The organism is Armatimonadota bacterium (assembly GCA_037138755.1).
Lineage (GTDB): Bacteria > Armatimonadota > Fimbriimonadia > Fimbriimonadales > Fimbriimonadaceae > Fimbriimonas.
The window spans coordinates 56,790-70,674 of the sequence record JBAXHT010000004.1; the positions used below are offsets into that span (position 1 = coordinate 56,790).

General features: G+C 53.8%; 12 protein-coding genes. 3 read left to right on the forward strand and 9 right to left on the reverse strand.

Annotated features, from left to right (window positions below):
* Positions 1 to 12 precede the first annotated feature (12 nt).
* From tsaD to WCK51_14695, 3 genes are read right to left on the reverse strand one after another with little or no spacing between them, the layout of a single operon-like run.
* Positions 13 to 999, reverse strand: a complete 987-nt coding sequence (gene tsaD, locus WCK51_14685; protein MEI7578134.1) for a tRNA (adenosine(37)-N6)-threonylcarbamoyltransferase complex transferase subunit TsaD — start codon at positions 997 to 999, stop codon at positions 13 to 15.
* The gene (rimI, locus tag WCK51_14690; GenBank protein MEI7578135.1) at positions 996 to 1,466 is read right to left on the reverse strand and encodes a ribosomal protein S18-alanine N-acetyltransferase; all 471 of its coding nucleotides are present in this window, start codon (positions 1,464 to 1,466) and stop codon (positions 996 to 998) included. Before rimI ends, tsaD begins: the two co-directional genes overlap by 4 nt.
* Complete coding sequence (locus WCK51_14695) at positions 1,466 to 2,170, reverse strand: ABC transporter ATP-binding protein (protein ID MEI7578136.1); 705 nt, start codon at positions 2,168 to 2,170, stop codon at positions 1,466 to 1,468. The genes rimI and WCK51_14695 overlap by 1 nt, the downstream gene beginning before the upstream one ends.
* 81 nt (positions 2,171 to 2,251) lie before the next feature.
* On the opposite strand from WCK51_14695, the gene glgP reads away from it, so the two are divergent.
* Positions 2,252 to 4,813, forward strand: a complete 2,562-nt coding sequence (gene glgP, locus WCK51_14700) for an alpha-glucan family phosphorylase (GenBank protein MEI7578137.1) — start codon at positions 2,252 to 2,254, stop codon at positions 4,811 to 4,813.
* A 46-nt stretch (positions 4,814 to 4,859) separates the two neighbouring features.
* On the opposite strand, the gene WCK51_14705 is transcribed toward glgP, so the two are convergent.
* Both WCK51_14705 and WCK51_14710 read right to left on the reverse strand, forming a co-directional pair.
* Entirely contained in the window at positions 4,860 to 6,059 is a 1,200-nt protein-coding gene (locus tag WCK51_14705; protein MEI7578138.1) for an ABC transporter permease, read from the reverse strand.
* On the reverse strand, positions 6,056 to 6,805 hold the full coding sequence (locus WCK51_14710) for an ATP-binding cassette domain-containing protein (protein MEI7578139.1): 750 nt from the start codon (positions 6,803 to 6,805) through the stop codon (positions 6,056 to 6,058). The genes WCK51_14705 and WCK51_14710 overlap by 4 nt, the downstream gene beginning before the upstream one ends.
* 120 nt (positions 6,806 to 6,925) lie before the next feature.
* Between WCK51_14710 and WCK51_14715 the strand changes: the two genes are divergently transcribed.
* Both WCK51_14715 and WCK51_14720 read left to right on the forward strand, forming a co-directional pair.
* Positions 6,926 to 8,743, forward strand: a complete 1,818-nt coding sequence (locus WCK51_14715; GenBank protein ID MEI7578140.1) for a hypothetical protein — start codon at positions 6,926 to 6,928, stop codon at positions 8,741 to 8,743.
* A gap of 3 nt (positions 8,744 to 8,746) precedes the next feature.
* On the forward strand, positions 8,747 to 9,607 hold the full coding sequence (locus WCK51_14720; protein ID MEI7578141.1) for a tetratricopeptide repeat protein: 861 nt from the start codon (positions 8,747 to 8,749) through the stop codon (positions 9,605 to 9,607).
* A gap of 13 nt (positions 9,608 to 9,620) precedes the next feature.
* Here WCK51_14720 and WCK51_14725 read toward each other — a convergent pair whose 3' ends face one another.
* The 4 genes from WCK51_14725 to WCK51_14740 are packed head-to-tail and all read right to left on the reverse strand — an operon-like array spanning position 9,621 to position 13,861.
* Entirely contained in the window at positions 9,621 to 10,937 is a 1,317-nt protein-coding gene (locus tag WCK51_14725) for a caspase family protein (GenBank protein MEI7578142.1), read from the reverse strand.
* 10 nt (positions 10,938 to 10,947) lie between these two features.
* Positions 10,948 to 12,051, reverse strand: coding sequence for a hypothetical protein (locus tag WCK51_14730; GenBank protein ID MEI7578143.1), 1,104 nt, complete (start codon positions 12,049 to 12,051; stop codon positions 10,948 to 10,950).
* A 23-nt stretch (positions 12,052 to 12,074) separates the two neighbouring features.
* A complete protein-coding gene (locus tag WCK51_14735; protein ID MEI7578144.1) occupies positions 12,075 to 13,046 on the reverse strand; it encodes a hypothetical protein in 972 nt (323 codons plus the stop codon).
* A 17-nt stretch (positions 13,047 to 13,063) separates the two neighbouring features.
* Positions 13,064 to 13,861 carry an HAD family hydrolase gene (locus tag WCK51_14740; protein ID MEI7578145.1) on the reverse strand — a complete coding sequence of 266 codons (798 nt, stop codon included), beginning with the start codon at positions 13,859 to 13,861 and terminating at the stop codon, positions 13,064 to 13,066.
* Positions 13,862 to 13,885: the final 24 nt, after the last annotated feature.

The following is a 13,885-nucleotide window of genomic DNA, read 5'->3' on the forward strand; positions in this document are numbered from 1 at the left end:
CTTAAATTTTACTCATGCAAAAAGGGCACTATTCGGATGAACCTGAAGGTTGAACTCGATGGCAAAGTCTTTGGAGGCCGCAACAAGGCCGATCATGGCGGCATTGTCGGTGCAGAGCGATAGCGGTGGTATGTAGGCGGGGATTTGATTCTGTTCCCCGAGTTTCTTAACCATGGCTCTCAGATTTGGGTTTGCTGCGACTCCCCCGCACAGGGCGATGCTCGCGGGGTTGTGGTCTTCGATAGAGTTTCGGAGGCGTTTGACAAGCACATCGTTGATTGCAGCTTGGAGCGAGGCTGCCGCATCAGGGACGCTGATGCTGGGACCTTTCGACTCGGCCAGGCGAAGCACCGCTGTCTTTAGCCCGCTGAAACTCATGTCATATCGCTCTTTGGCAAGCCCTCGTGGGAGGTCGTAGCGTTTGGGGTTGCCAAGGATTGCCTGCTCAGAAATCTGCTTTCCTCCGGGGTAACCGAGGCCGAGCAATCGCGCGCCTTTATCGTAAGCTTCACCCGCTGCATCGTCCCGAGTTTGGCCGAGCAGTTCGTATTGTCCGATGGCTTGGATCAGGACGAGCTCGCTATGTCCGCCAGATACAAGAAGTGAGATGCAAGGGAACTTGATTTCATTTGGAAGTGCCAGCATGGCGAGAAGGTGACCTTCCAGATGATCGACTCCGATGAGCGGCTTCTTATGGGCAAAAGCAAGCGCTTGGGCTGCGGTGACACCGACACTGAGAGCTCCGACAAGACCAGGTCGGTTCGTAACGGCGATGGCATCTAATTCGGAAACCTTGCAAGTAGCGATCTCAAGAGCTTCGTGAATGACAGGGAGAATCGCTTCGACATGGGCGCGAGCAGCGGCTTCAGGTACGACTCCGCCCCATTTTTGGTGCATCTCGATTTGAGTGGCAACGACGTTGCTGAGAACCTGGCGACCGTTAACAACCGCCGCAGAAGTCTCGTCGCAAGACGACTCAATAGCCAGAATTCGGCTCACGGCTTCCAACCGAGCAAGTCATCCATCATCATCACAATGGCATCTTCTTGGTTGTCAGGATAGTACGCCTTCCGAACAGTGGCTTGTATGAATCCCATCGACTCATACAGTTTTAGGGCCACTTCATTGGACTTCCGAAGTTCAAGAGTTGCGCATACTGCCCCCTTTTCCCGGGCCTTAACAAGCATCTCGTTCATCAGCTTACGGCCAATCCCTTGTCCGCGAAAATCGGGCGAGACGACGACGTTGGTGACGTGTGCCTCATCCACTAGAACCCAAGTACCGCCGTAGCCGATGACTTTGCCCTCCACCAACGCCACGAGGAACACTCCATACTTGTGCTCTAACTCATTCTCGAATGACTTGCGACTCCAGGGAGCCGAGTGGGTGGCACTCTCGATGACCAAGATCTCATCAATGAGATCTTTTGACAAAGGAACAAAACGAAGGGTAGCGAGTGCGCTCACTAGCCTCCCAAATAGGCTTCCTTCACCTTAGGATCGTGGAGCAAATCTTGTCCCGTTCCTTGCAAAACGAGTTCACCGGTTTCGAGCACGTATGCCCGATGGGCAATTTCCAATGCACGATTCGCATTCTGCTCAACGATGAGAACCGTTTTTCCGTCAGCGTTCAAGTCCTTGACGATGTTGAAGATCTCCGTGATCAGGAATGGCGCGAGACCTAGCGAAGGTTCGTCAAGGAGCAGAATCTCCGGTCGAGACATCAAGGCGCGACCGATAGCGAGCATTTGCTGCTCACCGCCCGACATCGTGCCGCTGTTCTGCTTAAATCGTTCTTTGAGCCTTGGGAAGCGGCCAAGGACCATCTCCATGTCGGCGGCAACTCCGGCCTTGTCCTTCCGTAGATAAGCGCCGAGCTGAAGATTTTCTTCAACCGTCATGTTGGTGAAAATGCGACGACCTTCTGGAGCGTGCGAGAGACCACGCTTCACGATCTCGTGCGGTTGCAACGTGGTCAACTCTTCGCCGTTGTATGTCACCGAACCTGAGCGGGGGCGAATTAACCCCGAAATGGTGCGAAGCAAAGTACTCTTTCCCGCCCCGTTGGAGCCGATGATGGCGACGATTTCGCCGGGCTGAACGGTGATCGAGACATCGTTCAGCGCGTTGATCGCCCCATAGAACACGTTGAGATTCTTTGTTTCAAGCATGAAATCGATATTGGTTCTACCTTAACTACGATTCAAAACCTGATTTCCGGGAGGCGAATACCCTAGAATATTTACCAGGATATGAAGAATCCCAAGTTCACTCGTGCCTTCGAGGTCGTAACGGCGCTACCTCAGCCCCTTTTGCCGCTTAAACGACTCGCCACGAACCTCCTCTGGACGTGGGACCACGAGATTCGCGACTTGCTCCGATCCATCGACAAGGATCTTTGGCAAGAGTGCGAGCACAACGCTATCCTGTTCCTGAACCGTGTTCCCGCCTCGCGCTGGGCAGTTCTGGAAGTCGATCCGGTGTTCATGAATCGGGTCGAAGGATGTGTTGCAAAGCTTGATAACTACCTAGCCGCGAAGACCTGGTTTGAAACCACTTACCCGGAGGAAAAGGGAACTTTTGCCTACTTCTGCTTTGAGTTCGGCCTCACAGAGGGTCTCCCAATCTACTCCGGCGGCCTCGGAATTCTTGCCGGAGACCACCTTAAGTCGGCCTCTGACCTTGGTTTGCCTCTCGTCGCCGTCGGTCTGCTTTATAACCGTGGCTACTTCCGACAGCGTCTGAACAAAGACGGCTGGCAGGAAGAGGTTTATCCGGAATATGATTTCTACCAAATGCCGCTCTCGCTCATGCGGGATAGCAATAACGAGCCGATTCGAATTCCGGTCGATTTTCCCGACCGGGTGGTGACTTGCCAGATTTGGAAAGCGGAAGTCGGCCGGATTCCACTGTATCTGCTTGACTCGAACATTCTGGAGAACGCCGAGAACGACCAAAACATCACCGACTCGCTTTACTCGGGCGATGAGGAAATGCGGATCCGCCAAGAGATGATCCTAGGAATCGGCGGAATGAAGGCGCTTCAGGCGCTGGGTATTCAGCCAACGGTGTGCCACATGAACGAGGGCCACGCAGCCTTTATGTCCGTCGAGCGAATTAGGCAATTCATCGCGGCCCAAGGTTGCGACTTCCGAACCGCTCGCGCAGCAACGGTGCATGGCAACGTCTTCACCACTCACACGCCGGTTCCTGCCGGGTTCGATGTGTTCCCAGAGCCACTACTGAGGCGGTACATGAACAACTCAGTTGAGGCTTCCGGTATCCCGTTCTCTGAGTTCATCAAGCTAGGAAGATTCGATCCACTGAATCAGGCTGAGAACTTCAATATGGCGCTGCTGGCAATGGAGACTGCGAACCACGTTAACGGCGTTGCAAGACTTCATGGCGAGGTCTCGCGAGGAATGTTTGCCAACCGTTGGCCGGATTATCCCGAGAAAGAGGTGCCAATTGGACACGTGACCAACGGGATCCACACGATGACTTGGATCGGGCGTGGGATGGCACGCCTGTTCGATGAGTTCTGCGGCACTGATTGGCGCAGAAATCCGTCCGAGCCCGCGAACTGGGCGGGAGTCGCCGACATCCCCGACGAAGAACTCTGGACGGTGATGGAAGATCAGCGCGGCGCGTTGATTCGAACTGTGCGAAAGCGGCTCGCCAAGAGCCTTGCCGCCCGAAATATGAGCAGCCGGCCAGATTACGACTATGTTAGTTCAATCCTAGACCCTAGAGTCCTAACGATTGGTTTTGCGCGACGGTTTGCGACGTACAAGCGCGGTTCGCTAATGCTCACTGATCCAGATCGACTGAAGTCGATTCTCTATCACGCCGAGCGTCCAGTTCAGATCGTGATCTCTGGAAAGTCGCACCCTCGTGATGATGCCGGAAAGAAGCTGATTCAAGAGCTTTTCAACTTCATTAACCATGGCGGCGCAAGGTCCCGAATGGTCTTCTTGGAAGACTACGACATGGGTGTTGCGCGAGCACTGGTCCAAGGCGTTGACGTCTGGCTAAACAACCCGCGACGGCCCTACGAAGCTTCGGGAACGAGTGGAATGAAAGTCGTTCCGAACGGTGGCTTGAACTGCTCGATCCTTGATGGTTGGTGGGATGAAGGGTATCAGCCTGGCCTTGGCTTTGTGATTGGCAACCGCTCCGAGGGCGGCGATTCTGGTCACCAGGATTGGCTCGATTCGAGATCGCTTTATGATGTGATCGAGAACCAGATGGCACCAACGTTCTACCACCGAGTTGAGAAAGGAATCCCGGTAGGCTGGCTCCAAATGGTCCGGGAGTCGATCATGGCTCATGCGCCGTTCTTTTCCACTCACCGCATGGTCCAGGACTACACGCGGCAAGCATACGTTCCTGCTTCCGAGTCCTTTGTTCAAGTGAGTGCGAACGGATCTGCTTTAGCTAAGGACGGATTAGCCTGGCGTGACAAGGTGCAAGCCAATTGGGGACAAGTTTCGGTCGTCTCTGTTTCGGACAGCGCGGCTCTGTCGAACCCAATGGGGAACGAGTTCACAGTGACGGCTAGGGTTCGATTGGGAGCATTGTCTCCTGCGGAAGTCCGGGTTCAGGCAGTCAGCGGAAAAGTTGGCACCAACCGGGAGTTGACGAATACCTCGGTGATTGATCTTGCATTTGGTGAGAAGGATGGCGAGAACTACGTTTACTCCGGCCCACTGAATTTCGATCAGCCTGGTCACCAGGGATACACCATTCGTGTAGTTCCGTTCCACCCCAATGTATCGGTTCCGGCAGAGCTTAACTTGGTTCGCTGGCAGTAAACGATCAACCCTCCGCTGTCAGCCCTGACAGCAGAGGGTTGATCTCTCAAATCCGATTCAGAATTGACTCGCGATTGAATAGTCTAACGCTCCAGCCCATGGCGATGAAAGCGAGTACGGTTCCGATTCCGACGGTCATCGCGATGCCAACGGCATCATATTTGCCGCTGAGGGCGTTTCGGATCACGTTCGCGGCATTAAGGATGGGGATCGCATAGACAGCCCTGCTCTGGGCGAAATCGGTGAAGCCGATGATCTGGCTGAACATTGCCGGAAGCATAACAAGGATGCTGCCTTGCGCCAGATAAGTCTGCGCTTCGCGGGTGTTTCGGGCAAAGCTGCTGATGGCGATCAGGGCGCTCGCAAAGAACATTGTTGTCGGGATCAACGCTACCAAGATTACCAAGACTCCGGTGAAGTTCAGCCCAAGACCATTCTCGAACAGAGGCTTCAGGAATTCTAGACGCAAGCTGTAGAACACAAAGATTGTGGCGATGCTGCTTGCGGTGGCAAGGAATGAAGCCGAAGCTAACGCGAAGAGCTTACCAAGGGCAACTTGTTTACGGGCGACTGGGCTGATCAGGAGAGTCTCTAGCGTCTGACGCTCCTTCTCGCCAGCGACCATGTCGCTAGCCGAGCTCATGGCCCCGTAGAACGCCCAAATCACGATCAGATAGGGAAGTAGTTGGACGAGGAATTCGTTGGTGTTCGTGTCTCCGACCTTGACTTCCTTTCGCTCAACGCTGAGGGGTTTGAGCATCGCCTTGTCGATCTGCTTCTCCTCGAAGAGTTTGCCGACGATGGCCTCGTTCATGGCACCCATCGACTTCTCGATCACGCTGAGGGCAATTTGGGCTTTCTGCTCAGAAGGGTCAAAGTACGCGGGGAGCTTGAACGGCTTGTTTGACGCTAGAGCGGACTCCATTCCGTTTCCAAAGTCGAGGGCAAGGCGGACATCGCCTTTCTTGATTTTCGCTTCAGCATCAGCGACTGAAGGCAATTCCTTGACGGTCATTCCGCCTTTCTCCAGTGCCTTAATGAATCCATCGGTGGCGGCGTCGTGTTTCGGGACGATGGCGTGGACAGTCGTCTTGGTCGCTTTGCCGATGCTTGAGAAGATCAAGCCGAACAGCATAAACATCAACGCAACCGAGAAGATTGGGCCGATGAACATGGCTGAGCGCACCCGCTTGTCGCGGAGCATTTCGCGCATTTCTTTGCGGTAGACGGTGAGAATTGGGTTCATGCCACCACCTCCCGGCTGTAACCGACGACATTCAAAAAGGCCTTCTCCAAACTGCTCTCTCCGGTTTGAGCCTTGAGCGCTTCAATCGAGCCCTGGCCCTTGAGTTCGCCGTCGTGGATACAAACTATGTGATCGCATAGACGTTCCACCTCGCTCATGATGTGCGTGCAGTAGATGATCGTCTTGCCTCGCTCGCGCTCTTGCTCCACAAAACGCATGACATCCTGGCTCATCACGACATCGAGGCCGCTGGTGGGTTCGTCGAAGAACAGCACTTGGGGATCATGGATCAGCGTCCGAGCGATGTTGACTCGCTGTTTCTGTCCGGTACTGAGTTTATCGCAGAGGCCGTCGGCGTACGAGCCAATATCTAAGCGTGAGATGAGTTCATCCACTTTCGACTTGAGTGTCGCGCCCTGCAACCCGTAGAGTTCTCCAAAGTAGGCGAGAATTTCCCGGGGGGACATCCGCCCATATAGGGCGGTTGAAGTAGACATGAACCCGATGCTCCGCCGGACCTCGGTGGGCTGCTTGACGATGTCAAAATCATTGACCCAGGCGCGTCCGCCTGACGGAGTGAGAACCGTGGAAAGCATCCTAAGCAGGGTCGATTTGCCTGCGCCGTTCTTTCCGAGTAACCCTACTATTTGGCCCGCGTTCGCTTCAAACGTGGCATCTTGGACGGCTTTCACGTCGCCACGTTTGGGGTCGATGAAGACTTTTGAAAGTGACTCAGTGCGAACCATGCGAGGGATTATACGTTTGCAACTCAGGTGAGGATTCGCAAGGGCTGATCAGTTGGCACAGTTTATGTCACCAGGTAACCTGATGGAGGCCGATTGAAAGTGTTTTGTCTTACGAGGATAGTGGGTGGATTAGTTGCGGCGAGCCTGGCTTGTGCGGCTCTTTCTCGATCTGTATCCGCGTCCGGCAGCGCTGTTTACGTTGACGGAACTCAAGTGATCACATTCCGGGCGACTTCAAATGGAGTGAGTCCAGATCAGCTTGCGGCAAAGGCAGCTTCCCGGCTTTCGAGGGCCTCGGGAAAAGTTGCTGTGCGGAGATCCGGTGACGATTATGTCATCAAGGTTGGCGCAGACACAGTTTTGACGATCACGCGTCCGGAGGCTGTTGCTCGGGGAATTGACCGAAAGACCCTTGCCTACCGGTGGGCTGGCGAACTACAAAGAGTCCTCGTCGAGAGCAAACGTTCAGCAAATCCAAGCCAAGGGGAGATTCGATTGCCTGTCGGCGACTCCACCGCCTTATCGATACCCACGACGGTCAAGGTCACATCCTCAGATGATCGATTTCTCTCGATTAGCAAGGCCGGCTCGACGTACTATGCGACGGCGATTCGGCCAGGCACCGGATTTGTGACCATCAACAACGGAGGTGCCGTCCGCCAAGTGAGTTTCGTGTGCCGCATGACAGCGGCAAAGCTTCCAGATGCCTATGAGGCGGAGGTGACAGGTAGGCCAGCAATTCCTGGAACCGTGCGCGGTGCCATCGAAGCGGCTCTCAAGCAACAAACGAAGTTTTCACCGCTTGCAAAGCTCGAATGGAGTGTGGAGAACGTACCTGCGCTGGGAGCAGGGCTTACTGTCACAGTGCCCGTCAAGATCAACATAACCGCACCGGACACTGCTTCTCGAGCCGGGACGGTCACAGTCAAAGTATCCAACGTCACCCTAATTCCGCAGGATGAAAACGTTCTCTGGTACTGCAACGACCCGGAAAGGGTAGAAAAACCAGGGAACCTCTTCGCGGCGACACTCGAACTCGGAAAATCGGCTCGGTATCTGTACCATCACATCAATGATTCGGCTGGTCCCCTGATTCTCAGATCGCAGATCGTCAACGACTCTGACGTAGCGGCGAAAATCGCGCTGACACCGGGTGATTCGGCTCCTGACTTCGATCCTGTAGGGGCAGGGATGCGAGCTGGAGATTTGTTCATGCGAGCGATTCGATCAGCAAGTGGAGAAATCGTTGTGATTCCTCCGCGTTCGACGTGTCCGATCTCTTTCCGGCGACTGACTCCTCAAGCGGTGATCAGCGGGTTAGCGGCGATTCGGTTGATCGACGGTCCAGAGAAGGTCGTCGTTCGGGCTGACGCTTTCCCTCCTTACGAAGTCATTTCAAAATGGAAACCAGCTCTTGCGAGCTCGACTCCCTGGCGAGAGGTAGGAGCGCAGCCACTAAACGATTGGGACAAGTCAAGTTACACCATCTCAGACCACATCTATCCAGACCCCATCAGAACCGAGTCTTGGGAGTATACGGTCGGTGGCCGAATGGGCGTTTTTCGCCTCGGCCAGAAGTCGATACAGCGACAGGACAGCGGCGGAAAGTTGGATGGCAATTTTGGAGTTACCGTGAACTTGGAAACCACGCTGAATAACCCAACTGACGAGACCGTGAACGTTGAGATCGCGTTCGAAACCAGCGCAGGTTATTCAGGCGGACTGTTCTTCGTCGACGACGTCTATTTGATGACGCCCAAGCTTCTCCCGAAAAAGCAAGCAAGAATCGCATTCTTCAGAATGCCACCCGGTTCTACAAAGAAACTAAGAATCACCACGATTCCCTTGTCAGGGTCAAGCTATCCGGCAACACTTTTTGCCCGAGTGGCAAACGCTGAATCATCGGAAGGCGTGATCGATATCACCAAGCGCAGATAATTTATGGATGCAAACGTTAACGCAATCGCCGATTTATTCGGTGCAATCACTCTGGACCACAGCGATGAATCGGGCCCGAGCAAGTTTGGGAACAACGCCACAGAAAGTGAGCAACTTGGGAGGATGAGCCTTGACGCAGGTAAGTACGCCGAGGCGATTGCACACTTTCAAAAGGCAGTTGAACAGAGCGAGCCAGGAGATGTGAAGAGTCGCATTGATCTTGCTGGCGCTTTTGAAGCCACTGACCAGTTTGCTGCGGCTTACCGACAGTACGCGCGGGCGCTGGCGCAGAAGGCAGACGCCGTGGAGCCTCACGTCGGTCTCGCAGACTTGTTGAAGCGTCATGGTCGAACCTCCGAAGCGATCAGCGAGCTTCAGAAGGCTGTTGAAGCCGAGCCGAGCAATCCATACTTCAACTTAAAGATCTCCGAAGCACTTCGGTCGGCAGGATTTCCGATGAAGGCCATGGAGTTTGCCGTCAACGCTGTGGTGGCTAAGCCAGATGATTCTTACCTCCACTACTGGGTAGGCGATCTTCTGACCCAGCTTAAGCAGTATCCAGAGGCACTTCAGTCTTTGCGGGCTGCCGTTGAATTATCTCCGGGCGACGACTTCCTGTACTTACGATGCTCGGTCGCGTTTTGGCTTTCAGACATGAAAGTTGAGGCGATCAAGGCCGTCCGTTTAGCCAGTGATCTGGAGCCTGAGAAGAACGTTTATCACGGACTGCTCGAAGAACTCTTAAGGGCAACTGGGCAGGAAGCCGAGGCCGAGTTAGAAGTTGAACGCGCAAGTCAGATGGATCGGTTTGATGAAGACCAGGTCGAGAGGATCTTGCGCGAAATGGGTTTTGACCTGGCCTAGTGTCGTCACTTTTTTAGAAGCGAGAGTCGGAAGCCAGCAACTGGAGCACTGGGAGAGTAGGAGTTTGACGAGAACCTCCACCGGAAGAACCAGTCTGGCCTCGACGAATCTTGTAGAAGACCTGCCACCCAAACTCGGTGATCGGGATTGCGTTGGAGTGAAGCTCCGCGAAGACCTCGCTCATTGCGGAAGCAAAGATGCCGACGTTGTTTCCATCTTTGAAGATCGAGTAAATCGTCTCACCAGGGGTTGTCGACTGCATCTGCGAAATCCGCCCTGCTTTAGGTTCTTCACTACCAAAGAATCTTCCACCGATTGCAGATCGCGCGACTTGGTAGAACGCGAATACGGCGATTCCTTTCTCGACGAATGGTCGATAAACTTCGGTTTTTGCGACCATCGAGGAAGTGTCGGTTGCCAGTTGAGTGTCCGCGCCTGCAAGCCAGTCACGATTGTCAATGTTCGCGCCAGCGCCCGTGAAGAAGAACATCAGAGTCGATTCCGCCGGCATTTTCGCGGCGAGTGCCGCGGAAGCGGTCTTGATTTGTTCCGCTGAGGCATTGGAAACCACCATCACATTTGCGGCATCGTATCCGGCATTGGCTGTAATCGAATCCTTAAGCAGGTTTGCGTCGTTGGTTGCGTGGCTAATCTGGAAGCCAGGTAGCTTGTTGTCCCCGTTTGCAATGATGAGAGCGTATTTCTTGGGGTTAACTGCCACGGGACCGACCTTGAGTGGCTGCTTAGGAACAACTCCTGTCATGTTGCTTGCGTCAACTACTGCGACCACACCCTGTGAGTTGCCAGTTGGCATCATGCTCTGTGACATCGCCGAAACTTCCTCTGGAGCCATAACCTCGGCATCGACCTTCCAGTTGGCCTTCTCTGCCTGTTTCCCAAGACCCTGCAACTTCTCAGTCTGGTTTGCTCGAGAGTACAGCGCAGCGAGGAAATACAGCGATTCTTTGCTCACCTGCTTCTTCTTTAAGAGTCCTTCTAATTCATCCTGCGCCGTCTTTAGGTGTATCGAGGCAGCATCCCCTTTGGCACTCATTCCGAGCTTGTAGGATGCGTATGCAGAGAGAAAGTTTGGAGAGTAAGGTGCTCCACCACGCCATTTTCGAGCATCCGTGACGGGTCCTGGAAGGTTTGTTGGACCTGATACATCGTCGGGACGGTTTGCACGAGCTTTCTGGAACTCTTTTCGAGCACTTGCCCAATCTCCAGCTTTTGCCGCCTTTAGTCCGGCTTCATAGGCCGAAGTCCAAGACTGACCCATTGCCGAAGCGATGAGTGCAAGCCCCAAAATTCCAGTCGTAAAAAATCGCATGCGCATTGTCCTATTTATCAAATCGGTAGCTGAAGGTGAAAGCTATATCCTTTCCGCCTGTTTTCGGAAATGCATAGTTTAAATCGAGGGCCCAAGGTTGGCTGTTTGGCCGATAGCCAAGACCAAACGTGAAGCCGTTTCGGCTATTGAAGGCGTCTCCACCGTCCGGAGAGGTCATGTAACCGACCCGTAGCGGCAGAGTGTAGCCCTCGCGGTTGAGTCCAAGTTCTGCTCCGATACCGAGGGTCGTTTGCGAGCTTCGAGAGAGGAGCCCACTTCCCGATCCTCCGAAGAAGTGGTTGAGCTGAACGCCGGAGAGCAAGTAGTCACTGCCGCCACGGAATCCATCAACTCTTCGGGCAACACCAAGCGAGAGCTGGCCCGGAACGGTTTCGTAGGCTGACTTGACTACGTCGCTACCTTGAAGCTTGATCGGTGTCCTCAGGCTAACTCCGTAAGAGCCACTACCGTTATTACGCTGGATTCCCACTACGAGACCCACGCCATATGCGTTCGCCTTGTTATCAGTGTCGATCAGGACTGAACCGCCAGGGATGAAGCCAAGTTGTCGGTTCTGGAAGTTAACGTCGGCAAAGGTGAGTCCGTAGCCGCTTGAGTTCGTACCTTCTTCGTTAGCCTTGCCCAGCGCAACCGTGTAAAAGCTGGTTTTGACATCAAGCAGCTCGGAGTACGTCACGTTTGTTAGCGCGCCGGAGGTCAGTCCGGTGCCCCCACGGAAGTCGCTGATGTAGCCGCCGACTTGATAGCTAACTCCGATGGTACGACCGCCCTTTAGAGGAATGGCATAGCCGAGGTGTGTGAGTTGACTTTTGCCACCGTCGCCATCGGTCGAAGCAAAGGGAGAGTTCAGATTGCCAGAAAGGGAAGTGAAACTCGTTGGCATGTTTCGGAATGCCAAGCCATAGCTTTTGGTAGAAACATATCCGAGTCCCGCTGGGTTATTGAGAATGCTAAAGGTGTCGGCACCAGTAGCCCCAAATGCTCCGAATGAGCGGCTACCAGCATCAAAAGTATTAAGCAAGTCTGGAATCTGCGCGACAGAAATCGCCGTGAGCGACCCAAGCAACAGCGACGTTGAAAATAGTTTATTCATGATTACAAAGGGTAAGGACGGTTTTAGCCGTTGACACGCACCAAGACTTCTTGTCGGACGGCGACATTCCCGGCTTTATCTAATGCAGTTGCGATGACCTTATAAGTCGAAGGAAATCCGCTCCGCCAGCGAAGCTTTCCTGTATAACGCCAAGTGTTGTTGCCAATGTCCGTGAATGACTGTCGGGCAACACGGGTCACAAACGTGCCGTCGGTGCGCTGAATGATCACATCAACTCCGGTGACGGCTACGGCCGAAGCGAATTGATCCGAGATGTCGACGATAACCGTGACATCAGCTCTGGATCGAATTGGTGTTGAAGCGTTAGGAAACTGAATGGTTGCGGTTGGAGCGCGGCGGTCAACGGTGACGGGAATCGAAAAGTTCAGGGCGTTATCGGCTTGATCCTTCGCGCTGAGAGCAATGTTTTGCGGTCCGTCATTGTCCAGGGTTGTCGAATTCCAGTCCAACGAAAACTCAGTTGTGGTGCCCGTGTTGTTCGCGATGTCACTGCCGCCAACGGTGATTCGCCAATCCTTCATGTTATCTTCGAGGAGCTTGAAGCGAATAGGAACAAGCCCCTTTACGAACGAGTTTTGTGCTGGTCTGTATTCCAGGAGTTTAGGGAGCTTGGTATCCACTTTGACTGCCAAGTTCACAGGTGCGTAAGTCTTGCCTGGCTCTGTTGCGGTGACTTGAATCGTGTAGTCGCCCTGAGGTGCGTTCGTCGCAAATGTCAGGTTGAGAGATCCTGAAAACTCGCCATTTACGAAAGGAGTAACGTTTGTGCTGACTGTTGACGACCCGGAAGGGCTCGTCACGGTCGCAACGACAGTAAGCTCGACGGAAGCTCCCTTGCCATTAAAGGACAAAGTTTTGTTTCCGTTGAGCCAGTCACCGTTTGTGGGAGACGTCACGTTGAATGTCGTCTGGCTGAACCCAAGGGCACCGAGGGTGAGACACAACAAAACCGTAATCGACCGTAGAGAATTCACAGTAATCACCAAACTACCTAAGGTTGTAGCACATAGCGGGCGATGAACTCACCTACTCCGCCTTCTTCGTTGCTACTTACCGTATATGTTGCAAGCTTTTTGACTTCCGGAAGCGCATTTCCGACTGCCCCCGAGAGACCGGCAAGCTGGATCATCTCAATATCATTGCGATAGTCGCCGATTGCTGCGATTTCAGAGTGCTCAAAGCCGAAGTGCCGACACAGATGTGTCAGGCCCGAGCCCTTGTTCACATGCTGGGGCATGATCTCCAGGTATCGGGGAGCGGATTCCGTCACGTCGGCAGCGAGGTTATGGAGGAGCGGCTCGAGTTCTGCACGTAGGCCGGGAACAGTCTCGGCGTCAGCAATGTACACCAGCTTAAAAACTGGCATATCGAGCACCTGCTCTGGGGTTCGGATCTCGATGGGGATACCTTTCACAAGTTCCCGATACTCGTCGAGATATTCTGATTCCCGAAGCGCGTATGTTCCGTCCGTTGAATAGCAACTGAGGTGGAGCCCTTTTGAAACTGCAAAGTTGAGCGCAGCCTGTTTCACCTTGCGATCCAAGCGCTCTTTGGCTACCGATGCTGAGGACGCCCATACGTCAGCCCCGTTTGTTGCCACAGCGGAACTCACTTTCATAAAGCCATCCAGGACTTTTCGGATGCTCTGAATCGATCTCCCGGAAGCAATAACGACCCGAACCCCTGCTTCTTCTGCCTTCGCCAGTTGCTCTAATGCATAGGGATGGGGTGTGTGGTCTGCTCGCAATAAGGTTCCGTCGAGATCGATGGCGAGCAGTTTGATGTGCATTTTCCTAGTAAAGATGGCAGCGTG

Coding starts and splice junctions, on each gene's coding strand:
- WCK51_14695 (MEI7578136.1), bottom strand. CDS start 2,170: ATGCTTGAAACAAAGAATCTCAACGTGTTCTATGGGGCGATCAACGCG.
- glgP (MEI7578137.1), top strand. CDS start 2,252: ATGAAGAATCCCAAGTTCACTCGTGCCTTCGAGGTCGTAACGGCGCTA.
- WCK51_14705 (MEI7578138.1), bottom strand. CDS start 6,059: ATGAACCCAATTCTCACCGTCTACCGCAAAGAAATGCGCGAAATGCTC.
- WCK51_14710 (MEI7578139.1), bottom strand. CDS start 6,805: ATGGTTCGCACTGAGTCACTTTCAAAAGTCTTCATCGACCCCAAACGT.
- WCK51_14720 (MEI7578141.1), top strand. CDS start 8,747: ATGGATGCAAACGTTAACGCAATCGCCGATTTATTCGGTGCAATCACT.
- WCK51_14725 (MEI7578142.1), bottom strand. CDS start 10,937: ATGCGATTTTTTACGACTGGAATTTTGGGGCTTGCACTCATCGCTTCG.
- WCK51_14730 (MEI7578143.1), bottom strand. CDS start 12,051: ATGAATAAACTATTTTCAACGTCGCTGTTGCTTGGGTCGCTCACGGCG.
- WCK51_14740 (MEI7578145.1), bottom strand. CDS start 13,861: ATGCACATCAAACTGCTCGCCATCGATCTCGACGGAACCTTATTGCGA.